The following is a 23,182-nucleotide window of genomic DNA, read 5'->3' as shown; positions in this document are numbered from 1 at the left end:
CTTGAAACAACATCGTTTCGGCGAGAGCCCGGTCACGCTTCTCCGCCGATGCCTCACTCTATTGCCAGGATGAAAGTGCCGGCCGGCAACAATCGGTCGGCAGACACCGCCCTGTTTTTGCAGATCTTGCCCGCGACGCCATAAATCTTCTCGATTGCGACAAAGCGCTTGACTTCCGATCCCGTCCACAATATCGACGACGGCGGGACACCCTTCCCCAACGAAGGGCTATCTATCTGGAAGGATAGCACATGGCAAAGCCTGCACAGCCGGACCTCCGTCCGAACAATACCCATTTTTCTTCTGGCCCTTGCTCGAAGCGCCCCGGTTGGTCGCTCGATGCTCTCTCCGATGCACCGCTCGGTCGTTCGCACCGTGCCAAGATCGGCAAGACGAAGCTGAAGCAGGCCATCGATCTTACCCGTGACATTCTTGAAGTGCCGGCCGACTACCGCATCGGCATCGTGCCTGCTTCCGATACCGGCGCCGTCGAAATGGCGCTCTGGTCGCTGCTGGGTCAGCGCGGCGTCGACATGGTCGCCTGGGAAAGCTTCGGCGCCGGCTGGGTGACGGATGTCGTCAAGCAGCTGAAGCTCGCCGACGTTCGCAAGCTTGAGGCCGGCTACGGCGAACTTCCCGACCTTTCCAAGATCGACTTCGACCGTGACGTGGTCTTCACCTGGAACGGCACGACCTCGGGCGTGCGCGTGCCGAACGCCGACTTCATCCCGGCCGACCGCAAGGGCCTGACGATCTGCGATGCGACCTCTGCCGCCTTCGCGCAGAACCTCGATTTCGCCAAGCTCGACGTCGTCACCTTCTCCTGGCAGAAGGTTCTCGGCGGTGAGGGCGCCCACGGCGTCATCATCCTGTCGCCGCGTGCCGTCGAACGTCTCGTGACCTACGTTCCGGCCTGGCCGCTGCCGAAGATCTTCCGCATGACCTCGGGCGGCAAGCTGATCGAGGGCATCTTCACCGGCGAAACCATCAACACGCCGTCGATGCTCTGCGTCGAAGACTACATCGATGCGCTTCTCTGGGCTCAGCAGGTCGGCGGGCTCAAGGGGCTGATGGCCCGCGCCGACGCGAATGCGGAGGCGATTTTCGACTTCGTTGCCGCCAATGACTGGATCGCCAACCTGGCGGTCAAGGACGAGACCCGCTCCAACACGTCGGTCTGCCTGAAGATCGTCGACAGGGACGTTCTGGCGCTCGACGCCGACGGACAGGCGGCCTTTGCCAAGGGCGTCGTTGCCCTTCTCGAGAAGGAAGGCGTCGCCTTCGACATCGGTCACTATCGCGATGCGCCGTCGGGTCTTCGCATCTGGGCGGGTGCAACGATCGAGGCAGCCGACATGAAGGCGCTGATGCCGTGGCTGACCTGGGCTTTCGAGACCCAGAAGGCGACTTTGACCCAGGCCGCGGCCTGATCAGACAAGGGGTGAGGGACAATGGACTTCGCCCGTATCTCACACTGATTTGAGTGATCCGCTTCGCTCCCCATGGGAGCGAGGCTTGGCTACCGCATTCCCATTCAGACCTGATCTTTAAGGAGGCCTCTCATGGCACCTCGCGTTCTCGTATCCGACGAACTGTCGGAAACCGCCGTCCAGATCTTCCGCGACCGCGGCGTCGAAGTGGATTTCCAGCCGAAGCTCGGCAAGGACAAGGACAAGCTCGCCGAAATCATCGGCAACTATGATGGCCTGGCGATCCGTTCGGCCACCAAGGCGACGGAAAAGCTGATCGCGGCTGCGACCAACCTCAAGGTCATCGGCCGCGCCGGCATCGGCGTCGACAATGTCGATATCCCGGCTGCCTCGCGCCGCGGTATCATCGTGATGAACACGCCCTTCGGCAACTCGATCACAACAGCCGAACATGCGATCGCGCTGCTCTTTGCCGTTGCCCGCCAGCTTCCCGCCGCCGATACCTCGACCCAGGCCGGCAAGTGGGAAAAATCGCGCTTCATGGGTGTTGAAATCACTGGCAAGACGCTCGGCGTCATCGGCGCCGGTAACATCGGCTCGATCGTCTGCTCGCGCGCCATCGGCCTCAAGATGCACGTGCTTGCCTATGACCCGTTCCTGTCCAAGGAGCGCGCCGAGGAAATGGGTGTCACCAAGGTCGAGCTCGAAGAGCTGCTCGCCCAGGCGGACTTCATTACCCTGCACGTGCCGCTGACCGACAAGACCCGCAACATCCTGAGCGCCGAGGCACTTGCCAAGACCAAGCCGGGCGTGCGCATCGTCAACTGCGCCCGCGGCGGTCTCGTCGATGAGAAGGCTCTCGCCGAAGCGATCAAGTCGGGTCATGTAGCCGGTGCCGGATTCGACGTCTTCGAGGTCGAACCTGCGACGGAAAGCCCGCTCTTCGGCCTGCCGAACGTCGTCTGCACGCCGCATCTCGGCGCTTCGACCACGGAAGCCCAGGAAAACGTCGCGTTGCAGGTCGCCGAACAGATGTCGGACTACCTGGTCAAGGGTGCCGTTTCCAACGCCATCAACATGCCGTCGATCACCGCCGAGGAAGCGCCGATCCTGAAGCCGTTCATCCGGCTTGCCGACGTGCTCGGCGCCTTCGTTGGCCAGGTGACCGAAAGTGCGATCAAGGAAATCGAGATCCTCTATGACGGCTCGACCGCCGGCATGAACACCAAGGCGTTGACGAGCGCCGTGCTTGCCGGTCTGATCCGGCCGCAGGTCGCCGACGTCAACATGGTTTCGGCGCCGGTCATGATCAAGGAAAAGGGCATCATCCTGTCCGAGGTCAAGCGCGACAAGACCGGCGTCTTCGACGGTTACATCAAGCTGACGGTCAAGACCGCCAACCAGACCCGCTCCGTCGCCGGCACGGTGTTCTCGGACGGTAAGCCGCGCTTCATCCAGATCAAGGGCATCAACCTTGACGCGGATGTCGGCAGCCACATGGTCTACATCACCAACACCGACGTTCCCGGCATGATCGGCTTCATCGGCATGACGCTTGGCGATGCCGGCGTCAACATCGCCAACTTCCAGCTCGGCCGCGAGAAAGAAGCCGGTGACGCGATCGCGCTGCTCTACGTTGACGGGGCCGTTTCCGATGCGGTGCTTGACAAGCTGCGCGCCAATCCGGCAATCCGCCAGGCAAAGCCGCTGGTCTTCAACATCGATTGATGCCCGCATGACAAGCGGCAGCGCAATCTGCCGCTTTGTCGACCCAATCTTGGGACAATGCAGCACGCATCGGCGAACCGCCGGTGCGTTTTCCTGTTTTAGACCGCTTGTGACTTGAGATGACCGACATGACGTTCCGCTGGCGCGAAGCCAGCTTGCCCGACCTGGCCTCCGTATCGGAGATCCAGCTCGTGGTGCACCAGGCCTTCCCCGAGGATGACAGTGTGCTTGCCGATCGCATCGCTCTCAGCCCCGCCGGCTGCTTCATGCTCGATTCCAAGGGACAATCGCGGGGGTATGTGCTGAGCCACCCGTGGCTCAAGGGTGCGCCACCGTCGCTGAACACCATGCTTGGTGAAATTCCTGATACTGCCGACACCTGGTACATCCATGACCTTGCTCTGTTGCCGGAAATGCGTGGCACCGGGGCAGGGGGCGGCGTGTTGCCGGTGCTTGAGGATGTTGCCCGGACTGAAGGGTTCCGGTCGATGTCGCTCGTTTCGGTCAATGGATCGCGTGGCTTCTGGGAGAGGCAAGGTTTCGAAGTGCGCATGGACGAGCGGCTGGCGCTGAAGCTCTCGAGCTATGGCGAGGACGCGCTCTACATGGAGCGGCTGCTTGCCTGACCAATGAAAAATGGCGCCGGAAACCGGCGCCATTTCTTTTGTCTCAGCCGACTGGCCTCAGGCCGCCCGCCGTGCCGCCGGACGCCACTCTCTCTCCTCGACGGTAAATTGGGCGAGCCGACCGGAAAGCACGTTGCTTTCGCCGGCCAGCGCCTGGCTCGCCGCTGACGTCTGTTCGACCATGGCAGCATTCTGCTGCGTCATCTGGTCCATCTGGTTGACAGCGGTGTTGATCTCACGCAGTCCGACCGACTGCTCCCGGGCAGCGGTCGCAATGGCGACGATGCGGTCGTTGATCTCGTTAACCCGCCGCTCGATATCGCCGAGAGCCGATCCTGTCGCTTCGACGAGGCGCACGCCGGCCGAAACCTCAACGCCGGACGCTGTGATCAGTCCCTTGATCTCCTTGGCGGCGGTTGCCGAGCGTTGCGCCAGCTCGCGCACTTCCTGCGCGACGACGGCAAAGCCCTTGCCGGCATCGCCGGCGCGCGCCGCTTCGACGCCTGCATTCAGTGCCAGCAGATTCGTCTGGAAGGCGATGTCGTCGATCACGCCGATGATCTCGCCGATCTTCGAGGATGAATGTTCGATGCGCCCCATCGCGTTGATCGCGTCGCGCACCACTTCGCTCGAGGTTGCCGCCCCCTTGCGCGCTTCGGCGACCATGCGGCTTGCCTCGTCCGCGCGATTTGTCGAGTTCTGAACCGCAGAGGTGATCTCGTCGAGAGCGGCTGCCGTTTCTTCAAGGGAGGCCGCCTGCTGCTCGGTGCGCTGCGACAGGTCGTTGGCCGCCTTGCTGATCTCGTTGGCATTGCCGGTGACCACAGAGGTGGAGTCGGCGATCGCGCTAACCGTCGAACGCAGCGCCGCAACGGCGGTGTTGAAGTCCTGACGCAGTTTCTCGTAGTCGGCGCCGAGATCGGGAACGTGCATGGTGAGGTCGCCACTCGCGAGCCGTTCGAGCGCGCCGCCGATTGTGCTGACGACATGAGCCTGAACGCGCGCGGTCGCCTGCTGCATTTCCTCGTTGGCGCTGCGCTCGCTGTCGAGCGCCACCTGTTGCTCGCGCTGGCGAACTTCGAGTGCGTTGCGTTCGATCACCGAGGCACGCAGGACAACGAGGGCGTCCGCCATGTGGCCGATCTCGTCGCGGCGATCGGTATCTGGAACCTCCGAACGGGTGTCGTTGTTCGATACTTCGAGCATGACGTCCTTCAACCGGTTGATCGGCCGGCTGATTGAGCGGCCGATCGCCATGGCGGCTGCAAGCGTCGCGATCGCGGCAATCGCCGTGGTGATGATCGTCATCAGCAGCGAAGCGTTATATTTGGCGGCGAGATCATCGGCGTAGACGCCGGTGCCGACGCCCCAGCCCCAGGGCTTGAAACCCTGGATGTAGGAGTACTTCTCGACCGGTTCCTCATGGCCGGGCTTGTCCCAGTAATAGTTGACGATGCCGCTGCCCGGGTTCTGGGCAAGCGCGATCAGCTCGACGTTGAAGGCCTTGCCGTTGGTATCCTTGAGGCCGCGGATGTCGGTACCAACAAGTTTCTTCGCCAGCGGATGGGCGATCATCATGCCGTCGAAGCTATTGATGAAGAAGTAGCCGTCCTGGCCGAACCGCATCGCCATCACGGCCGAAATAGCGCGCCCCTGGGCTTCTTCCCGGGTCAGCGCACCGTTGCGCTCCTGTTCCTCGAAGCTTGCGATCGTCGAGATCGCCGCTTCGGTGATGTTGCGCAGCATCTGTTGTCGCTCCTGGCTGACTTCCGAGTTGGCAACCTGTGTCTTGTAGGCCATGGCTGTCGCCATGAAGACCAGCGCCATCGCCGTCAACAGATAGATACGTGTCGAAATTCTAATATTTTTCACTGCCTTAGCCCCAGGGAGAATATCCTGGCGGCGACAGAAACACCCATCTGCTAATCAAGCCTTAAGTCGCCTCCCCAGTTCTAGCGATTGCATCGCGCGACGCCTGCCCGGCAGGCGCGAACACGGCTAGCGCGGGCGACCCCTTTCGGCAATCGCGATCCCGCCGAGCACCAGGAGCAACGCGGCGAGGTGGAAGAGATGGAAGGTCTCGCCGATCAGCAGCACCGAGAGCAACGTCCCGAAGACCGGAATGGCGTTGATGAAAAGGCCGGCGCGGTTGGCGCCGATCATCTCGACCCCGCGCACATAGAGCACCTGCGACATCAGTGACGGGAAGATCGCCGCATAGAGAACGATGACCCAGCCGGTGGTATCCGGCGCGATCGCCGTGCCGGTGCCGATTTCCCAGAACAACAGCGGTATTGCGCTCAAGAGCGCGCCGAAGGCCGGCGCTGCGATGAAGCTTTGCCAGTGCATCGTTGGCTTGTAGCGAAGCGCCACGGTATAGCCGGCATAGACGACACAGGCGATGATCATCAACGCGTCGCCGAAATTGAACTCAAGCGACAACAGGCTCGAAATGTCGCCATGGGCCGCGGTCACCAATACGCCGATCAGGGTCACGGTGAAGCCGATCACCTGGGCGATCGACGCTCGCGTGCGGAACAGCACGAAGTTGAACAGGAAGATCAGCATCGGAATGCCGGCCTGGAGAATGACGGCGTTGATCGCGCTCGTATATTTCAGCGCCGAATAGAGCAGGGCGTTGAAGGTGGTGAAACCGATCGCGCCATAGGCGAGAAGCTGCAGCCAGTGCTTGCGGATCTTGTCCCAGTCGCGGCGGATCTGCGGTGTCATCAGCACCAGGATGACGATCAGGGCGAAGACCCAGCGCAGGGTCGTCAGCATCATCGGGCTTACGTGCCCGACCGCTATCTTGCCGGCGACGGAATTGCCGCCCCAGAACAGCGCGGTGATGCAGAGATAGAAGTAGGCCCTGGAATTCACGATGCTCTGACCTGTACGGGGATGGGCGCCCTGTAGGCGCGATGGCGGGAGAGACGAAGATATAGGCGCTAAATCCCGGCCTTGTCATGCAAAAAGGGCGGAACGCCGGACATAACGGGGTCGCTTTCCAGATGACAACACAGTATAGATGCGCGGGTTTGAGAACAGCGCAGCCTCGTTTGCGCGCCTGCACAGGAAGAGAATTATGACGAATGTCGTAGTGGTCGGCTCCCAATGGGGTGACGAAGGCAAAGGCAAGATTGTGGATTGGCTCTCCGAGCGCGCCGATATCGTCGTGCGCTTCCAGGGCGGTCACAATGCCGGCCATACCCTGGTGATCGACGGCGTCAGCTACAAGCTGTCGCTGCTCCCCTCCGGCGTCGTGCGTCCCGGCAAGCTTGCCGTCATCGGCAATGGCGTCGTCATCGATCCGCATGCGCTGATCGCTGAGATCGACAAGCTCGGCAAGCAGGGCATTGCGATCACGCCGGACAATCTGCGCATCGCCGACAATGCGACGCTGATCCTGTCACTGCACCGCGAGCTTGATGGCATCCGCGAAGATGCGGCCTCCAACAGCGGCACCAAGATCGGCACCACGCGCCGCGGCATCGGCCCGGCCTACGAAGACAAGGTCGGCCGTCGCGCGATCCGCGTCATGGACCTCGCCGATCTCGATACGCTGCCGGCCAAGGTCGACCGCCTGTTGACGCACCACAACGCGCTGCGCCGCGGCCTCGGCGAAACGGAAATCAGCCACGAGGCGATCATGCAGGAGCTCTCTTCTGTTGCCGCCAAGGTGCTGCCGTTCATGGAAACCATCTGGGTTCTGCTTGACAAGGCTCGCCGCAGGGGCGCACGCATCCTGTTTGAAGGTGCGCAGGGCACGCTGCTCGACATCGACCACGGCACCTATCCCTTCGTCACTTCGTCGAACACGGTTGCCGGCCAGGCCGCTGCCGGTTCGGGCATGGGCCCGGGTTCGCTCGGCTACATCCTCGGCATCACCAAGGCCTACACGACGCGCGTCGGCGAGGGCCCGTTTCCGACCGAGCTCACCGATGAAATCGGCCAGTTCCTCGGCGAAAAGGGTCATGAGTTCGGCACGGTCACAGGCCGCAAGCGCCGCTGCGGCTGGTTTGACGCGGCCCTGGTGCGCCAGTCTGTTGCCGCCAACGGCATTACCGGCATCGCACTCACCAAACTCGACGTGCTCGATGGCCTCGACGAACTGAAGATCTGCGTCGGTTATACTCTGGACGGACAGCAGATCGACCATCTGCCGGCGAGCCAGGCGCAGCAAGCTTCGGCAAAGCCAGTGTATGTTACACTCGAAGGCTGGAAGGAATCGACGGTCGGCGCACGCAGCTGGGCGGAACTTCCGGCGCAAGCGATCAAATACGTTCGCCAGGTCGAAGAACTGATCGGTGCGCCGGTTGCTCTTCTTTCGACCAGCCCCGAGCGGGACGACACAATACTTGTGACGGACCCCTTTGAGGACTAGTGTCGGCGAAATGACATTGCGTCGCGATCGCAACGACATACCTGGGCGTATGAGAAAGTACTAATGGCGGATTTTGTTGCAGTTATTCGCAGGACCGTTGACGGCCTGTCGGAAAACACACCCGAAATGCGGGACAGGGTATACGAGAAGGCGCGCGCGGCCGTGCGCCGCCAACTCGAAAACATGAACCCGCGTCCGTCGGACGACATGATCAATCGCCAGTTGGCGAAACTCGAAAACGCCATCGTCGAGGTCGACAGCGAATATGCCGAAGCCTTGCCCGCGGTCGAAGAGACGGAGGTGGTGGAGGAAGCGCCCGAAGCCGTAGCCGTCGAGCCGCCCGTCGAGTACGGCCCTTCGGAACCCGAAACGCAGCCTGAACCGGTTGGTGAAAGCCAGCCGGTTGCGGTTGCCGAGGAAGTGGCTCCCGAAGTCGAAAGCACCGCGGCGCCTGACCACGGTGCTGCGGTTCACGAAGAACCGGAACAGTACACCGAACACTACGTTGAAGCCGTTGAGGTCGCCCCGGCGACGCCGGATGCGGAAGAGCCGGTTGCCGAACATGTCGAGGCGACCGAGGTATCGGTCGAGGAGCCGAGCGCCCCCATCGTCGACGAGCCGCAGGCAGACGCCCCGGTTTACGAAGCCGCGGAATATTCTGAGCCCGCTCCGGTCGAGACCCATGAAGAGACCGTCGTTCCTCCGTCGATAGACGAGGAACCCCGGTCCGTCGAAGAGCCGACATGGGATGAAACCCCGGCTGTGGTGGCTGAAGAAAAGTCGGCCGCCTCGGAGTGGGATCTGCCGGAATGGGAGACCGCCTCTCCCGCAGTGACGCACGCTCCTGCCGACCAGCAGGTCGGCGAAGAAGAGCCGGCCCACACGCCCGAGCTCCTCGGCATGCATCCGGTGGAAGAGTTGCAGCAGGATGCGCCGGCACAGATCCCGCGGACCGAAGCGGAGCTCCCCAAGGCTGACACTGCGCGCAACTGGTCGTTTGACGATAACGACCCCTTCGCGCCATTCGAGGAACGGCGAACCGAGAAGAGCGCGGAACCAGAGATTGCCGATTGGTCATGGCCGGTGGAGAAAACCGGACAGGCCGCCTCGACCGATACTGCTCAGAGCCAGCAGGAACGTGCAGGTACGGCCTGGGACCACATTGACGACCTGCTCGGTTTCGAAGGTGCCGCCGCTGCGGCGACGGCGGGTGCTGCAGCATCGACGGCTGCGCGTGAGCCGGAACGTGGCGCCGAGGTATCGGCGCCCACGGCATCGCGGCCGACATCCTACCGGGCCACCCCGAAGCCATCGCGTTTCAACATCAAGCGTCTCGCCATCGCTGCAGTCACCTTGCTGGTGCTCGGAGGCGGCGGCTTCGCCTACTGGCAGAACCGGGAAGCCGGCAATGCCTGGCTTTCTGGCATCGTTGCATCGGTCACCTCGGCCGTTTCCAGCAACGGCGGATCGCCGGCAGAACAGGGCGCCCCACCGGCGGAAACTCAAGGGGAAACGACGCAGCCGGAACCGGCACAGCACGACGACACGGCGGTCCCGGACAACAGCTCGACCAAGTTCACGCAGCGCCTTCTTGGTGACGGCTCCGAAGTTGACAATGGTCCTGCCACCGCAAGCGGCGAAAGCGCTGCGCAGGAGGGCAAGTCCGTGGCGCAGCAGACCGAGGCGAGCAAGCCCGTCGAAACGGCCACTGCCCAAGGTGGAACGGCCGGGCAGACGGCAGGCACACCGCCTGCGGGCCAGCAGACCGGTGGTCAGCCGACGACGCCGGAGATTGCCATCGCCAATGGCGAAAAGATGTTCCTCTACGAAGAGCGTCTCGGCCAGTCATCGCCGACCGCCATTCCGGGAACCGTTGCTTGGTCGGTCAAGGAAGAATCGCCTGGTGGCGACGCCAAGCCTGAACCGGCCATCCAGGCACAGATCACCATTCCGGACCGCGGTCTGACCGCGCTGATGACGATCAAGCGCAACGCCGACGAGTCGTTGCCGGCAAGCCATGTCATCGAATTCGTCTTCTCGCTGCCGCCGAACTTCGAAGGCGGCGCGATCGACAGCGTTCAACGCGTTTCGATGAAGCGTACGGAGCAGGATCGCGGCGACGCGCTGATTGCGGTTCCGGCCAAGATCACCGACGATTTCCACATGATCGCGCTCAACGATTCGAAGGACGCGATCGGCAACAACATCGAACTGCTGCGCAGCCGCAGCTGGATCGACATTCCGCTCACCTACAGGAACGGGCGCCGCGCATTGTTGACGCTGGAAAAGGGGCCGAGCGGAAACGATGCCTTCAACCAGGCACTGCGCGCCTGGGCGGCCGCACCGGCAACGGATGCTGCGACCAACAGTCAGTAAGGCAGCGCCATCCGACAGGACAAAGAAAAACCCGGCGGGGGCTATCCGCCGGGTTTTTTGTTTGGCTTCTATCGATGACGGGCGACCGTTGGCGCCCGGGTACCGCGAAGGGCGTTATGCGCCCTCGACGACCCGCAATGCATTGGCGCGCTCGAGAGCGGCCTTGCGCACGGCGTCCTGGACCTTCTCGAAGGCACGGACCTCGATCTGACGTACGCGCTCGCGGCTGATGTCGAACTCAGCCGAAAGATCTTCGAGCGTCAGCGGGTCTTCGGTCAGGCGGCGTGCTTCGAAAATACGGCGCTCGCGATCGTTGAGTACCTTCATGGCGTTGGCGAGCAGCGCCCTGCGGCTTTCAAGCTCGTCCTGCTCGATCAGGATCTCTTCCTGGTTGTCGTGGTCGTCAACGAGCCAGTCCTGCCACTGTCCGGAGTCGCCTTCACTCGCCTTGATCGGCGCGTTGAGCGATGCGTCGCCGGAAAGGCGGCGGTTCATCGAAACCACCTCGTCCTCGCTCACCTTGAGCGTGGTGGCGATTTCCTTGACCTGTTCAGGCTTCAGGTCGCCCTCATCGAGCGCCTGGATCTTGCCCTTGAGGCGACGCAGGTTGAAGAACAGCCGCTTCTGGTTGGCGGTCGTGCCCATCTTCACCAGCGACCACGAGCGCAGGATGTATTCCTGGATCGCCGCCTTGATCCACCACATCGCGTAGGTGGCGAGGCGGAAGCCGCGATCGGGTTCGAACTTCTTGACGGCCTGCATCAGGCCGACGTTGCCTTCGGATACGACTTCGCCGATCGGCAGGCCGTAGCCGCGATAGCCCATCGCAATCTTGGCGACGAGGCGAAGGTGGCTGGTGACCAGCTTATGTGCCGCTTTGCGGTCGTCATGTTCCTGGTACCGCTTGGCGAGCATGTACTCTTCCTGCGGTTCCAGCATCGGAAACTTGCGGATTTCGTCGAGATAACGATTGAGGCCGCCTTCTCCAGCGGCAATGGTCGGCAAATTGTTTCGGGCCATATGAAGCACCCCCCTTAATAGTCTCCGGCCTCCGGTCGGCAAGCCGGGCATGTGGGTCTTCGTCAAGACCCCACGAGCCTAGAAAATAAGTACGGCGAAAGCATGATTCAAGGAGTCCGGTTTCACCAATCTGTGAGGCCGGGCGACAGGAAAGTCACGAACAGAGACTTGAGCTTAGATTGGAATCCCGACACCGGAATTCAAGGGGCGCGATCACGCTTCGCTGCGAAGGGCCTCGATCAATTGCTCCATGTCGACCGGCATGGGCGCTTCGAAATGCATGGTCTCGCCGGTCGTGGGATGTTCGAATTGCAGCATGAAGGCGTGCAAGGCCTGGCGGTGGAATTGATTGACGACGGCCTTGGCCGCATCCGGCAACAAATTCGCCTTGGTGCGGAAGGCGGCGCCATATTCCGGATCGCCGATCAGCGGATGGCCGATATGGGCCATGTGCACGCGGATCTGATGCGTGCGCCCTGTTTCGAGATGGCATTCCACCGTTGACGCCAGGCAGGTGCCGTCGGGTTTTTCGAGATAGCGCTCGACGACCTCGTAATGGGTGATCGCCTCGCGGGCATCGTCGCTGTCTTCGCGCTTGACCGCGCGCTTCGTCCGGTCGACGGCCCGCCCGAGCGGGGCGTCGATCGTTCCCTTCAACTGGCGCGGGCGTCCCCAGACGACGGCGCGATAGGCCCGTTCAAGTGGACCAGTGCGGCCGTGGTCGGCAAATTGCTCTGAGAGATGGCGATGGGCAGCATCGTTCTTGGCAACGACCATGACGCCGCTCGTCTCCTTGTCGAGGCGATGGACGATGCCCGGGCGCTTGACGCCGCCGATGCCCGACAGGCTGCTGCCGCAATGATGGATGAGCGCATTGACCAGCGTGCCGGTCCAATTGCCGGCGCCTGGATGAACGACGAGACCGGCGGGTTTGCAAAGCACGATCAGGTCGTCGTCTTCGTAGAGCACGTCGAGCGGGATGTCTTCGCCCTTCGGTTCAGGATCTTCCGGCTCGGGCAGGTCGATATCGAAGACATCGCCGGGATGGACCTTCTTCTTCGCTTCGGTCACGGGTTTGCCGTTGATCGACACCGCGCCCTGTTCGATCAGGCTCTTGATCCGGTTGCGAGAGAATTCACCCGAAAGTGCGTCCGTGAGGAAGGAATCCAGGCGTCCCGAGGCATCCTCGCCCGCGGTCAGGACTTTCCTATTGGCCGTCGCTTGTTTAAAGGGGTCGTTCATTCCGTTCCAAATCCGAAAAAAGGCCAACCATGACCGCAATCGAGCCCGATGACCAGGAAGACAAGCCGCTAGATCCGGCCATGGAAAATGTCCGCCGCAAGATGGTGAAGCTTCAACTCGTCTCGGCCGGCGTCATGTTGGTCATGCTTATGGCCGTCCTTGGGACGATTGTCTACAAGCTGACGCGCACGGACGCCAAGGCGCCCGTCCAGGCTGCCACTGCCGTGGTCCCGAGCGAAGCGCCGGTCAATGCGGTGGCCGCACTGCCCGCCGGCTTCACGGTCACGAATGTGGCGCTCTCCGGCTCGCAGGTACTCTTCTACGGTCACCTTCCGGGATCGGAGCCGCGGGCCATCGTGTTCGACATCGCTGCCGGCCGCATCGTCGCCGACATCACCGTCAGAACCAATTGACGGCATGACGAGCGCCCTCCCGTCCGTCCAACGCGTCGATGACCCCGCCGATCCCCGGATTGCCGGCTTCATCTCGATCAAGGAGCGCGACCTGACCGGGCGGCAGGGCCGCTTCATTGCCGAAGGCACGGTGGTGCTGCGCATGTTGGGGGCGGCGCACGAAGCAGGGCGCGGCTTTGCCGCCGAGGCGATCCTGCTGCTCGAAAACCGCCTAGACGGCGTTCGGGATATTCTCGAACGATTTCCCTCGGCGGTGCCCGTCTATGTGGCGGAGGCGCAGGTGTTCGACGCGATCGCCGGCTTCAACATGCACCGGGGCGTGCTCGCGCTCGGCCGCCGGCAAGGCGAGCCCGGCCGCGATGCCTTGATCGCGTCGCTGCCGGCGTCGAGCCTGGTGCTTGCGGCCTGCGGCATCTCCAACCACGACAACATGGGCGCGCTCTTCCGCAATGCCGCGGCCTTCGGCGTCGATGCCGTGCTGATGGACGAGACAAGCTGCGATCCGATGTATCGCAAGGCGATACGCGTCTCCGTCGGCTCGGTGCTGACGGTGCCCTTTGCGCGTGAAGGTTCGGTGGCTGCCATGCTGGAGCGGCTGCAGGGCGCAGGCTTTGCGATCTGGGGGCTCTCGCCCGCCGGTGAAACCGATCTTGGTGCAATCCCCCCGGCGACGCGCACAGCGCTTCTCATGGGAACCGAAGGTGAGGGGCTGCCGCAATCGGTGCTAACCTCGATCCGCACGGCGCGCATCCGCCAGCGCCCGGGCCTCGATAGCCTCAACGTCTCGACGGCTGCCGGTATTGCCCTGCACCAGGTGGCGTTGGTCAACGGCCGTATCTGATACACAAGATTCCAAGACTTCTCGGTGGGCAACAGCCGGCTCGGCCTTGTGATCTGGTGACCGGCGCGTGCGTCAAAGGTGTCGACGGTCTGTCCGCCCAGCGGCCCCTATTCGCGCGGCAGAATGTCTTTCGCCCGCTTCGCCAAACTCTCCCGCTTGGTCGTGCCTTGCTCTTCACCTGCCAGCAGATTGAGGATGGGGGAGGAGGGGCCTTCGTTCGTCGCCGTCAAGGCAACCATGCCGGCGGCAATTGCCGCAACCTCGTCGCGCAGAGCGTCGTCATGGGCGGCAGATTTCGAATTGGTCAAGCGTTCCGAAAGTGCGGTGGCGCGGTTGCGCAGATCATCGGCGGCTGCAGAACCAGCAATCTCGCTGGCCGGCTGATCGGACGGGGATACGGAACCATTGGCAGCCTGTTCGGTGGCCGGCCGGCGTTCCTTCCTCAGCGGGAAGGCGATGCCTGCGGCGCGCAGGGCTTTGGCTGCATCGCGCATTTCCTGATTGGTATCCTTGACCTTGGTCTTCAACCGTTCGATTTCTCCCGCGCGCCGTTCGAGCGCGCTTTCGCGGTCAGCGCTGGTTGCCATCTCGCGCGCGAGCTTGTCCTCCAGCCGGTGTAGCCGCGTTTCATCGCGTGAGAGCCGGAGTTCCATTTCCTTGGCATGGGTGGTCTCGGCCTTGAGATCGCCACGCAAGGCCTCGCGCTCGTCGCGCAGCGTGGCTATCCGGCTCTTCAGATGCTCGATCTCGGTCTCGCGCGCCGCCAGGGTGATCTTGAGATTGTCGATGTCTGCGGCATGCTGACTGAGGTGGACGCCAAGCTTCTGTATCTCGTCGGATTTGCTGACATTGTCGCGCTCGACGCTGTCGAGCGTTGCCTTCATCCGTTCCAGGCGCTGTTCGAATTGCCGGATGGCGGAGCGCATGTCTGCCGCTTCCACGTTCATGTCGGCGAGTTGCGCATGCAGGTCGGCATTCTCGCCGCTAAGGCGCCGTGCCTCGTGCAAACTCTTCTCGTTGGTAAGCATCAGCGACACGCCCTTGTCGCGCTCGCGCTTCAGGGCCTGCTGCGTGCGCGCGTTTTCAGCGGCGTAGGCGGCGCGGGCAGCGTCCTTCTGCGCGCGCACCTCCTGCGGGCTGAGGGGCATGGTGGCCTTCAGTCGATCTTCGGCAAAGCGCACGATGCGGCGGTGGATCGCCGGCGCGACCAGCAGACCGATGATGATCGCCGTCAGAAAGCCCAGGGCAAAGAGAAGCGCGAATTGGATCACAAGCTGGCCGTTTCAAAACTGTGTCGGAACCGGAGCGTCTGCCGGACCTCTGCAGCGCCGCGCGTTCCATTGGACGCACAAAAGGTCGCTGCAGCACTTTCGACGCTGCATGTCCTGTCCTCAGATCGCTCCAAGGACACGTGCAGCAGGTCCGGCAGGCGCTCCGTATTTCCGCTTCCTTGCACTAAACATGACGTTTCGTGCGCTGCAAGTGTTTGGCGCCGGATTTTGCCTGCGCTCACCCGACCGGGAGCTCAGAAAGGGTTCCAGGTGGGGGTCTGGGTCATCTTGAGGTAGCCGACATTGACGCCGAGCCGCGCACCGATACCGGTGCGGATCGGAACGACGACGATCTGTTCGTCGGTCAGTACCGTCATGCCGACGCCGGCGACGACATAGGCCGAACCGGAGACACCGCCGAAGCGCTTGTAGAGCGCCGGAACGCTCGGCAGATTGTAGACGAGCATCATGGCGCGGCTGCCCTGGCCGCCCCAGTCGATGCCGAGCGACGGGCCCTGCCAGAAGACGCTGTGCTGGCCGGCATTCTTGGTGTTGAGTTCGCCTTCGCCGTAGGTCAGGCCGGCGATGAATGCGCCGGAGCCTTCCTGGCCGAGAATGTAACCGTTCGGCAGGCCGTAGCGCTCGAAGGCGCGTTCGACGACCTTGGCCAGGCCGCCCGAAGTTTCGCCGAAGAAGCCGTGACCGGCATCGACGATTTCCTGCATCGTATATTGGCTGTTGTTCGCGGACTGGGCATGCGCTGTCGTTTGGGCAACGGCGACCAGCAACATCGTGGACAGGACAACACGGCAGGCCTGTGTGGCTGCCTTCATGATCTGATGCATCGTTTCCTCCGTCAGGCGCGAAAATTGCTCGCTTGCGGGTTTGCAGTGGCCGCCAGTCAGATCACTGTGCGACCAGTGAGGGGTCTGGACCAATTCCATGCAATTTGAACCGATGGTCTTAACAATCGGTTTACCAAATGTGGTGTCATTATGATGCACTGATGAACGGCTGCGCCGGGCAGCCCATGACTTGCGTCTTTTCGCGTGAGGCTTTACCGGCGTCACGATGGCGCGTGCCCCCAAGCGGCGGGCCGGCGGAACCAACAAGGATACACGATGGCAACGAATCCGAACCTGACACTGACGGGACCCGATCTGGCCGCGCTTCTGTGCAGCCGGGTTTGCCACGACATCATCTCGCCAGTCGGTGCCATCAACAACGGCCTGGAGCTGCTGGACGAGGGCGGCGCCGACGCTGACGCGATGGACCTGATCCGGACGAGCGCGCTCAACGCGTCGGTCCGCCTGAAGTTTGCCCGTCTCGCATTCGGCGCCTCCGGCTCGGTCGGTGCCTCGATCGACACCGGTGAAGCGGAGAAGGCCGCCAAGGACTTCGCGGCCGCCGAGAAGAAGACCGAGGTCAACTGGCACGGCCCGCGCGCGATCATCGCGAAGAACCGGGTCAAGCTGCTCCTGAATCTCTTCCTCATCGCCTACGGCGCGATCCCGCGTGGCGGTTCCATCGACGTCACGCTGGAGAACCCGGAATTCGACGCCGTCTTCACCCTGGTTGCGAAGGGTCGCATGATGCGCGTGCCTCCCAGGCTGACGGAACTCTTGTCCGGTACGCCGGAGGAAGCCGTCGACGCGCATTCGATCCAGCCTTACTACACGGTGCTGCTTGGCGAGGAAGCCGGTATGACGATCGAGGTTGCATCGACCGGAGAAGAGATCATCTTCACCACCCGCGTTGCAGCCTGAGGTTTCATTTCCGGCTCAGATTACTCCATTCGAAAACCCTAAAACGTGCGGTTCCGCGCCCTGGCGTGGGGCCGCTTGCGTGCGTTTTGTTTACCTTCTGCTAGCGTGCATTCGTAGAAAACTTAATGTTTTCAAAAGGTTGTCGTGATGAAGAAAGACGTCGTTAAGCAAACTCCGTAACGAAATCTTTCCCAAATTTGTATAGAGTTGTTTCAAGCCTGCGAGTACGCGTATAGGTAAGTTGCGAAGGGAGTTGGACATGCGGCGCTTGATGATTGCCGACGGCTCGGATGTCGTCCGGAAAGTTGGGAAACGTATCCTGTCCGGCATGGGCTTCATGGTTTACGAGGCATCGAACAGCCTCGAGGCGCTTGTCCGCTGCGAAGCTGAACTCCCGAACATCCTGGTCATCGACGCCGGACTGGATGGCGCGCTCGAGCTCATCGGCAACATCCGCCGGCTTCCGAACGGCCCGTCGGTCCGGATCTATTACTGCGTCGTCGAGGCGGATCTGAAGAAGATGATGGCCGGCAAGCGCGCCGGCGCCGACGATTTCCTGCTGAAGCCTTTCGACCGCAAGATCCTGACCAGCGTTTTCGCAAGCCAGTCGATGGCGGCCTGAACCGTCTCGCTCACAAGCAGCGCGTGAAACGAAAGCCGTGGCCAATGCCGCGGCTTTTTCGTGTCTGCCGCTGGTCGGTGCTTCTTCATGCGCCGGGGGAGGGGCGACGCCTCTTGAGGAGGGCGACGTGAGGTAAGGCTGGAAACAACAAAACCCGCACATGGCGGGTTTTGTGAGCTATCTGGGCCCGCATCATGCGGGTTAGGTGCAAGCCCGGACGGGAAATCAGGCGGTTTCGGCGTACTCGGCGCCATCCGGCTCGCGCAGCACGTAGCCGCGGCCCCAGACGGTCTCGATGTAGTTGGCGCCGCCGGCAGCGTTTGCGAGCTTTTTGCGCAGCTTGCAGATGAAGACGTCGATGATCTTCAGTTCCGGCTCGTCCATGCCGCCGTAGAGATGGTTCAGGAACATTTCCTTGGTCAGCGTCGTGCCCTTGCGCAGCGAAAGCAGCTCGAGCATCTGGTATTCCTTGCCGGTCAGGTGGACGCGCTGTCCGCCGACTTCGACCGTCTTGGCATCCAGGTTGACGATCAGCTCGCCGGTGGAGATGACCGACTGGGCGTGACCCTTGGAACGACGGACGATGGCGTGAATACGGGCGACCAGCTCGTCCTTGTGGAAGGGCTTGGTCATGTAATCATCGGCGCCGAAGCCCAGGCCGCGGACCTTGTCTTCGATGCCGGCCATGCCCGACAGAATCAGGATCGGGGTCTTCACCTTGGAAAGACGCAGCGTTCTCAAGACTTCATAGCCGGACATATCCGGCAGATTGAGGTCGAGAAGGATGATGTCGTAGTCATAAAGTTTGCCGAGATCGACGCCTTCTTCACCGAGGTCGGTGGTGTAGACATTGAAACTCTCGGACTTGAGCATCAGCTCAATGCTCTGAGCCGTTGCATTGTCGTCTTCAATTAATAGAACCCGCATATTCTTCCCCTTTTCCGCCGCCCAAGGTCGTCGTGGCACCCTTACGCGATACGGATCCAGTCGTTGCCTGATTTGGAGGCTGCCACCAAATGGTTAACAAATTCTGATTCCCTCTGGCAAGGTGTATCGAGATTGTTAAATATTTTTAGCAGTCTCCTGATTTCAAACGTGAATCCAGAACGGCTAATCTCATGTGAAACATGAGGAAATACCGCTATCTGACTCTTCCGACTCGTTAATGCCGGGGCGGTCACATTTCGTGCCTCAGCATTTACGGAGCCTTAAATCATCACGCCTATGATTAACGATGCCCGTAAACGAAAGGTTACCAGCGGTAGGCTTTTGTTAATATCGCTGAAGATTTTTCGTTGCCGGTCCCGTTTGGGCCGGCTTGCGGGCAAATCAGTAACCGGGGTCTCGTTATCCACGGGAGTATTGCGTATGAAAGCACGTGAGAGCCTTGTCCGCCTGAAGGAGTTTCAGGTCCGCGAGAAGCAGCGTCAGCTGAACCAGCTTCAGATGATGATGGCTGAGTTCGAACGGATGACCAAGGATCTGGAAAATCAGATTATTTTCGAGGAGAAGAAGTCGGGCATCTCCGATCCCCAGCACTTCGCCTATCCCACCTTCGCCAAGGCCGCACGTCAGAGAGCCGACAATCTTCAGGTTTCCATTCGCGAACTGAAGGCGCAGCAGGATGCTGCCGAGCTCGCGCTCGAAGAAGTGCAGGCTGAATACGCGAAGGCGGCGGCCCTCGAAGAGCGGGACACATCGACCCGCCTGCGGGCATAAGCTGCGGTTCTTGCGCCCCGACCGGGCGCTGACGAGTCGCAAGCCTTTGATCCAACGGACGATTTGATCTCCAGGTCGATTCCGGTCTGGGGAATTTGTGCGCTGGTCAGACGGGTAGCCCGTTTCGGGGCAGATATTTCCAGCCTTGTCGGATCATGCGTTTGGCATGACCCGATCCGGCACGATCGTGACAGGACGAAAAGACCCGCCCGATGCCTTGGCGTTCGGGCGGGTCTTCTCATTTTGAGATCGGGATGGGTTTGACGGCCGACAGCCGTGTCTCATGCCTGGATGACGTCCTGCCATTCGGGGTGCCGCATCGCCTGCGACTTCATGAAGGGGCAGAGCGGAATGATCTTCCAGCCGCCCTTGCGGGCTTCCTCGATCGCATGTTTGGCGAGCGCCTGGCCGACGCCCTTGCCGCGCAGCGCATCCGGAACGAGCGTGTGATCGACGATGATCAATTGCGCAGATGTGCGCGAATAGGTCATTTCCCCGGTATGCCCCTCGACAACGGTCGAGTAGCGGCCGTGCGATCCAGTTTCCTCGTGTGCGATTTCCATGACAGCCTTCCTTGGCGAACCGGTTTACCTTGTCCGAAAGCTAGCGCAGAAATCCGGAAATCGAAATCCACGAAACCGGTACTGCCGGCACACAGACTGTTCCCGAAACAGCACCAATCGCCTTTCGCCGCGAGGCTCAAACGACGGCGGCGGCCCCGGGAAACCCGAAGCCGCCGCTCGACCTATGGCCCTGCAATGGGCGAACTAGTGGCGATACTGCTGGATGCGAGTGGTGCGCAGGCCGGCAAGACCATGATCGTTGATCGAGGACTGCCAGGACAGGAATTCTTCGACCGTGAGGGTATAGCGTTCGCACGCCTCCTCAAGGCTCAACAGGCCACCGCGTACGGCGGCAACCACCTCTGCCTTGCGGCGGATCACCCAGCGCCGGGTATTGGCCGGCGGCAGGTCCGCAATCGTCAGAGGGCTGCCATCGGGGCCGATGACATATTTTACGCGTGGTCGCATCATTTCGGTCATGGGACTCTCTACACAAACTCAAGACCATATGACCGAGACCTTAGCCTGCCACATTTAACATTTGCCTAAGCAGGAAGTAACAATTTGCTCATAATTTGAGACACTTCGGCGGGGCGCCATATCGACGATCCGCTTCCATTCAATTCATGGGGCTGTGCGCCCTATCCTTGTGATTGCTTGAGAAGAGCCTGGATTATCCCGGAATTGTCATGGGAGCCATGCAATTACCACATTTCACTTTAACTAAAATTCTTGGTAACGAGGCGCCGAAATAAGGATGAGCGTCGTATGTGCGCTCCCGCAATCATTCTTGGTGCATCGTCATAGTTTTCACAACCGGACGCGTTTCTTGCGCGGACAGGCCGGTAGCGGCGGCTGTATTTTGTTCGCCGGGGTGAAGTTCATGCTTCAGGTGATCTGAAGCGTTTTGTATTCTCTCGACCGGGCGCGGTGGCGCCTGGGGATGTGGTGATCGCAGATGAAGGAATCGAATGAACCGGCCTTGCTGCGCGAGGCTGAAGCGGCAGATATTTTTTCGGATGTCGACACGGCTGCCGTCCGCACCGAGTATGAACTTCTGCATCTCATGCGGCGGCTGATCGCCCGCTATGGCTTCGGCCATTTCATGATCGCGCGCATGCCGCTCGCCGAACAACAGCGTTTTTCCGAGCGACTGGTGCTCAGCAACTGGCCGTCGGAGCTCGTCCGCCAGTACGACGCCTGCGAAACCTTCCAGTCGAGCACGTTGGTCGAGCGGCTGCGGTTTACGAAGCTGCCGGTAACCGGCGGGCCCGAACTCCTCGATATCGCCGCAAAGCCGGTGGACGAGGCCATGGTGCACCGGCTGCTCGCTCACCCGGAGATGGCCCGTCACTTCGCCGTGCTCCTGCACACGAGCAATGGTGATCCCTTTATCGCCATGTTGTCCGGCCGCCGCGAGGCACCGGCCGGCGTCGAATGCGCGACACTCTATCTGACGCTGGTTCAGCTTTTCGAATGCCTGGAGCGCACCTTCGACACCGGCAATTCGGCGCGCGAGAAGCTGTCGAGCCGCGAAGTGGAATGCCTGCGTTGGGCGGCCGCGGGCAAGAGCAGCGACGAGATTGCCATCATCCTGGGCATCTCGACCTATACGGTCAGCAGCTACTTCAAGAGCGCGACCCGCAAGCTCGACGCGGTCAACCGCATGCAGGCGATCGCCCGCGCCATGCGGCTGAAGCTGATCTGATCCGCGTTGCGCTGTTCAGTGGCGGGCGCGACGGGCCTTTAGGTGCCGGCCTTGCCGCCGGACGGACAAGTTTCTATATGTCGCCACGAGAACCCGCCGGGCCGAGATGGTCTCGCGGCAGTGCATCGCATGAAGCGTGAAACAGGGCAGGCGCATGGATTGCCGCCCGAAGGCCGGATTGGATCCCGTGAACAGTCTCGATTTTGACCGCAAGCCCGAAGATACGCGTGTCGTCGTTGCCATGTCTGGCGGCGTCGATAGTTCCGTCGTTGCCGGCCTGCTCAAACGCGAGGGCTACGACGTTCTCGGCATCACGCTGCAGCTTTACGATCACGGTGCTGCCGTTCACCGCGCCGGCTCCTGCTGCGCCGGCCAGGACATCGACGATGCCCGCCGCGTCTGCGAAACGCTCGGTATTCCGCATTACGTGCTCGACTACGAAGCACGCTTCCGCGAAACGGTGATCAATCCGTTTGCCGAAAGCTACATCGCCGGCGAGACGCCGATCCCCTGTGTTGCCTGCAACCAGACGGTCAAGTTCGCCGATCTGCTTGCGACCGCCAAGGAACTCGGTGCCGATGCGCTGGCGACCGGCCACTACATCCGCTCGCGCCCGAGCCCGAACCCGCGCTATGCCGGCCAGCGGGCGCTTTACCGGCCGACGGACGCCGACCGCGACCAGAGCTACTTCCTGTTTGCAACAACCCAGGAACAGATCGACTATCTGCGCTTTCCACTCGGTGGCTACTCCAAGGCCGAAACGCGCAAGTTTGCCGAAGAAATGGGCCTCGTCGTCGCCCAGAAGGCTGACAGCCAGGACATCTGTTTCGTGCCGCAGGGCAAGTACAGCGATATCGTCGCGAAGCTGAAGCCGAACGCCGCACTTTCCGGTGAGATCGTGCATCTCGACGGCCGCGTGCTCGGCACGCACGAGGGCATCCTGCACTATACGATCGGCCAGCGCCGCGGCATCGGCATTGCCACCGGCGAGCCGCTCTATGTCGTCTATCTCGATGCCCGCTCGCGCCGGGTGATCGTCGGCCCCAAGGAGGCGCTCGAAACCCGCCGCGTCTATCTGCGTGACGTCAACTGGCTGGGCGATGAGGACGTCGAACTGGCGGCTGCGCGCGGCTTCGACTGTTTCGCCAAGGTGCGCTCCACCCGCCAGCCGGCGCCTGCCGTGCTCGCGATGGACGACGAGGGCATCTATGTGGAGCTTGCCGAAGGCGAGGCCGGCATCGCGCCCGGTCAGGCCTGCGCACTCTATTCCGGCGTCGGTGAGGATGCGCGCGTCTATGGCGGCGGATTTATTCGCAAATCGGAGCGCGAAGCCAGTGCGGAAGCGGCCCTGAAGGCGCTGCTTTCGGCGCCGGCGGCGGCCTGAAGCCGTTGATATCCGGGCTGTTGTGAAAACTTCACATTTTCCCGGAGACTTGGCTTGACACTGGCGGGAACGGCGCCTTATAAGCCGCC

The 23,182-nt window shown here is 61.8% G+C and carries 21 protein-coding genes; 12 read left to right on the top strand and 9 right to left on the bottom strand.

What is annotated here, in order from left to right:
• The first annotated feature begins 251 nt into the window (after positions 1-251).
• The 3 genes from PWG15_RS15205 to PWG15_RS15195 all read left to right on the top strand — a co-directional run bounded on the left by PWG15_RS15205 (position 252) and on the right by PWG15_RS15195 (position 3,784).
• Positions 252-1,430: a phosphoserine transaminase gene (locus PWG15_RS15205; protein ID WP_275021208.1), complete on the top strand. Its 1,179-nt coding sequence runs from the start codon at positions 252-254 to the stop codon at positions 1,428-1,430.
• A 132-nt stretch (positions 1,431-1,562) separates the two neighbouring features.
• Complete coding sequence (gene serA / locus PWG15_RS15200) at positions 1,563-3,158, top strand: phosphoglycerate dehydrogenase (RefSeq protein ID WP_275021206.1); 1,596 nt, start codon at positions 1,563-1,565, stop codon at positions 3,156-3,158.
• A 119-nt stretch (positions 3,159-3,277) separates the two neighbouring features.
• Positions 3,278-3,784 carry a GNAT family N-acetyltransferase gene (locus PWG15_RS15195; protein WP_275021204.1) on the top strand — a complete coding sequence of 169 codons (507 nt, stop codon included), beginning with the start codon at positions 3,278-3,280 and terminating at the stop codon, positions 3,782-3,784.
• A 57-nt stretch (positions 3,785-3,841) separates the two neighbouring features.
• Here PWG15_RS15195 and PWG15_RS15190 read toward each other — a convergent pair whose 3' ends face one another.
• Both PWG15_RS15190 and PWG15_RS15185 read right to left on the bottom strand, forming a co-directional pair.
• Positions 3,842-5,656 carry a methyl-accepting chemotaxis protein gene (locus PWG15_RS15190; protein WP_275021202.1) on the bottom strand — a complete coding sequence of 605 codons (1,815 nt, stop codon included), beginning with the start codon at positions 5,654-5,656 and terminating at the stop codon, positions 3,842-3,844.
• Positions 5,657-5,782: 126 nt separating this feature from the next.
• Positions 5,783-6,664, bottom strand: coding sequence for a DMT family transporter (locus tag PWG15_RS15185; protein ID WP_275021200.1), 882 nt, complete (start codon positions 6,662-6,664; stop codon positions 5,783-5,785).
• A 205-nt stretch (positions 6,665-6,869) separates the two neighbouring features.
• Here PWG15_RS15185 and PWG15_RS15180 point away from each other — a divergent pair, with 205 nt between their 5' ends.
• The gene (locus PWG15_RS15180; protein WP_275021198.1) at positions 6,870-8,168 is read left to right on the top strand and encodes an adenylosuccinate synthase; all 1,299 of its coding nucleotides are present in this window, start codon (positions 6,870-6,872) and stop codon (positions 8,166-8,168) included.
• 63 nt (positions 8,169-8,231) lie between these two features.
• Positions 8,232-10,544 carry a RodZ family helix-turn-helix domain-containing protein gene (locus PWG15_RS15175; RefSeq protein ID WP_275021196.1) on the top strand — a complete coding sequence of 771 codons (2,313 nt, stop codon included), beginning with the start codon at positions 8,232-8,234 and terminating at the stop codon, positions 10,542-10,544.
• Between the two features lie 114 nt (positions 10,545-10,658).
• Here PWG15_RS15175 and rpoH read toward each other — a convergent pair whose 3' ends face one another.
• Both rpoH and PWG15_RS15165 read right to left on the bottom strand, forming a co-directional pair.
• Positions 10,659-11,564 (bottom strand): RNA polymerase sigma factor RpoH, encoded by a 906-nt coding sequence (rpoH, locus tag PWG15_RS15170; RefSeq protein WP_275021195.1) that lies wholly within the window; start codon positions 11,562-11,564, stop codon positions 10,659-10,661.
• A gap of 213 nt (positions 11,565-11,777) precedes the next feature.
• Positions 11,778-12,806: an RluA family pseudouridine synthase gene (locus PWG15_RS15165; protein ID WP_275021194.1), complete on the bottom strand. Its 1,029-nt coding sequence runs from the start codon at positions 12,804-12,806 to the stop codon at positions 11,778-11,780.
• Between the two features lie 29 nt (positions 12,807-12,835).
• Between PWG15_RS15165 and PWG15_RS15160 the strand changes: the two genes are divergently transcribed.
• Together PWG15_RS15160 and PWG15_RS15155 are read left to right on the top strand one after the other, a co-directional pair.
• Positions 12,836-13,219 carry a hypothetical protein gene (locus PWG15_RS15160; RefSeq protein WP_275021192.1) on the top strand — a complete coding sequence of 128 codons (384 nt, stop codon included), beginning with the start codon at positions 12,836-12,838 and terminating at the stop codon, positions 13,217-13,219.
• Between the two features lie 4 nt (positions 13,220-13,223).
• Entirely contained in the window at positions 13,224-14,060 is an 837-nt protein-coding gene (locus tag PWG15_RS15155; RefSeq protein WP_275021190.1) for a TrmH family RNA methyltransferase, read from the top strand.
• A 107-nt stretch (positions 14,061-14,167) separates the two neighbouring features.
• On the opposite strand, the gene PWG15_RS15150 is transcribed toward PWG15_RS15155, so the two are convergent.
• Together PWG15_RS15150 and PWG15_RS15145 are read right to left on the bottom strand one after the other, a co-directional pair.
• Entirely contained in the window at positions 14,168-15,331 is a 1,164-nt protein-coding gene (locus tag PWG15_RS15150) for a coiled-coil domain-containing protein (protein ID WP_275021188.1), read from the bottom strand.
• Positions 15,332-15,585: 254 nt separating this feature from the next.
• Positions 15,586-16,176 (bottom strand): DUF1134 domain-containing protein, encoded by a 591-nt coding sequence (locus PWG15_RS15145; RefSeq protein WP_275021186.1) that lies wholly within the window; start codon positions 16,174-16,176, stop codon positions 15,586-15,588.
• Between the two features lie 276 nt (positions 16,177-16,452).
• Between PWG15_RS15145 and chpT the strand changes: the two genes are divergently transcribed.
• Positions 16,453-17,097: a histidine phosphotransferase ChpT gene (gene chpT / locus PWG15_RS15140; protein ID WP_057254715.1), complete on the top strand. Its 645-nt coding sequence runs from the start codon at positions 16,453-16,455 to the stop codon at positions 17,095-17,097.
• 259 nt (positions 17,098-17,356) lie between these two features.
• Complete coding sequence (locus PWG15_RS15135; RefSeq protein WP_275021183.1) at positions 17,357-17,719, top strand: response regulator; 363 nt, start codon at positions 17,357-17,359, stop codon at positions 17,717-17,719.
• 225 nt (positions 17,720-17,944) lie between these two features.
• On the opposite strand, the gene ctrA is transcribed toward PWG15_RS15135, so the two are convergent.
• Positions 17,945-18,646 (bottom strand): response regulator transcription factor CtrA, encoded by a 702-nt coding sequence (gene ctrA, locus PWG15_RS15130; RefSeq protein WP_275021180.1) that lies wholly within the window; start codon positions 18,644-18,646, stop codon positions 17,945-17,947.
• 441 nt (positions 18,647-19,087) lie between these two features.
• Here ctrA and PWG15_RS15125 point away from each other — a divergent pair, with 441 nt between their 5' ends.
• A complete protein-coding gene (locus tag PWG15_RS15125; RefSeq protein ID WP_057254717.1) occupies positions 19,088-19,438 on the top strand; it encodes a flagellin family protein in 351 nt (116 codons plus the stop codon).
• A gap of 281 nt (positions 19,439-19,719) precedes the next feature.
• Here the strand turns inward: PWG15_RS15125 and PWG15_RS15120 are convergent, their stop codons facing one another.
• The gene (locus PWG15_RS15120; RefSeq protein ID WP_275021177.1) at positions 19,720-20,001 is read right to left on the bottom strand and encodes a GNAT family N-acetyltransferase; all 282 of its coding nucleotides are present in this window, start codon (positions 19,999-20,001) and stop codon (positions 19,720-19,722) included.
• 204 nt (positions 20,002-20,205) lie between these two features.
• Entirely contained in the window at positions 20,206-20,481 is a 276-nt protein-coding gene (locus PWG15_RS15115) for a CtrA inhibitor SciP (protein WP_003527546.1), read from the bottom strand.
• A 478-nt stretch (positions 20,482-20,959) separates the two neighbouring features.
• Here PWG15_RS15115 and PWG15_RS15110 point away from each other — a divergent pair, with 478 nt between their 5' ends.
• A complete protein-coding gene (locus tag PWG15_RS15110; RefSeq protein ID WP_275021131.1) occupies positions 20,960-21,709 on the top strand; it encodes a helix-turn-helix transcriptional regulator in 750 nt (249 codons plus the stop codon).
• Between the two features lie 154 nt (positions 21,710-21,863).
• Positions 21,864-23,093, top strand: a complete 1,230-nt coding sequence (gene mnmA, locus PWG15_RS15105) for a tRNA 2-thiouridine(34) synthase MnmA (RefSeq protein WP_275021129.1) — start codon at positions 21,864-21,866, stop codon at positions 23,091-23,093.
• Positions 23,094-23,182: the final 89 nt, after the last annotated feature.

Source organism: Ensifer adhaerens, from assembly GCF_028993555.1.
Taxonomy (GTDB): Bacteria; Pseudomonadota; Alphaproteobacteria; order Rhizobiales; family Rhizobiaceae; genus Ensifer; species Ensifer adhaerens_I.
The sequence above is the reverse complement of the archived record's forward strand: the minus strand, read 5'-3'. Positions and strand labels throughout refer to the sequence as shown.

Coding starts and splice junctions, on each gene's coding strand:
- PWG15_RS15135 (WP_275021183.1), top strand. CDS start 17,357: ATGCGGCGCTTGATGATTGCCGACGGCTCGGATGTCGTCCGGAAAGTT.
- chpT (WP_057254715.1), top strand. CDS start 16,453: ATGGCAACGAATCCGAACCTGACACTGACGGGACCCGATCTGGCCGCG.
- PWG15_RS15180 (WP_275021198.1), top strand. CDS start 6,870: ATGACGAATGTCGTAGTGGTCGGCTCCCAATGGGGTGACGAAGGCAAA.
- serA (WP_275021206.1), top strand. CDS start 1,563: ATGGCACCTCGCGTTCTCGTATCCGACGAACTGTCGGAAACCGCCGTC.
- ctrA (WP_275021180.1), bottom strand. CDS start 18,646: ATGCGGGTTCTATTAATTGAAGACGACAATGCAACGGCTCAGAGCATT.
- PWG15_RS15145 (WP_275021186.1), bottom strand. CDS start 16,176: ATGCATCAGATCATGAAGGCAGCCACACAGGCCTGCCGTGTTGTCCTG.
- PWG15_RS15165 (WP_275021194.1), bottom strand. CDS start 12,806: ATGAACGACCCCTTTAAACAAGCGACGGCCAATAGGAAAGTCCTGACC.
- PWG15_RS15115 (WP_003527546.1), bottom strand. CDS start 20,481: ATGACCGAAATGATGCGACCACGCGTAAAATATGTCATCGGCCCCGAT.
- PWG15_RS15120 (WP_275021177.1), bottom strand. CDS start 20,001: ATGGAAATCGCACACGAGGAAACTGGATCGCACGGCCGCTACTCGACC.
- PWG15_RS15175 (WP_275021196.1), top strand. CDS start 8,232: ATGGCGGATTTTGTTGCAGTTATTCGCAGGACCGTTGACGGCCTGTCG.
- mnmA (WP_275021129.1), top strand. CDS start 21,864: ATGGATTGCCGCCCGAAGGCCGGATTGGATCCCGTGAACAGTCTCGAT.
- PWG15_RS15125 (WP_057254717.1), top strand. CDS start 19,088: ATGAAAGCACGTGAGAGCCTTGTCCGCCTGAAGGAGTTTCAGGTCCGC.
- PWG15_RS15195 (WP_275021204.1), top strand. CDS start 3,278: ATGACCGACATGACGTTCCGCTGGCGCGAAGCCAGCTTGCCCGACCTG.
- rpoH (WP_275021195.1), bottom strand. CDS start 11,564: ATGGCCCGAAACAATTTGCCGACCATTGCCGCTGGAGAAGGCGGCCTC.
- PWG15_RS15110 (WP_275021131.1), top strand. CDS start 20,960: ATGAAGGAATCGAATGAACCGGCCTTGCTGCGCGAGGCTGAAGCGGCA.
- PWG15_RS15160 (WP_275021192.1), top strand. CDS start 12,836: ATGACCGCAATCGAGCCCGATGACCAGGAAGACAAGCCGCTAGATCCG.
- PWG15_RS15155 (WP_275021190.1), top strand. CDS start 13,224: ATGACGAGCGCCCTCCCGTCCGTCCAACGCGTCGATGACCCCGCCGAT.
- PWG15_RS15205 (WP_275021208.1), top strand. CDS start 252: ATGGCAAAGCCTGCACAGCCGGACCTCCGTCCGAACAATACCCATTTT.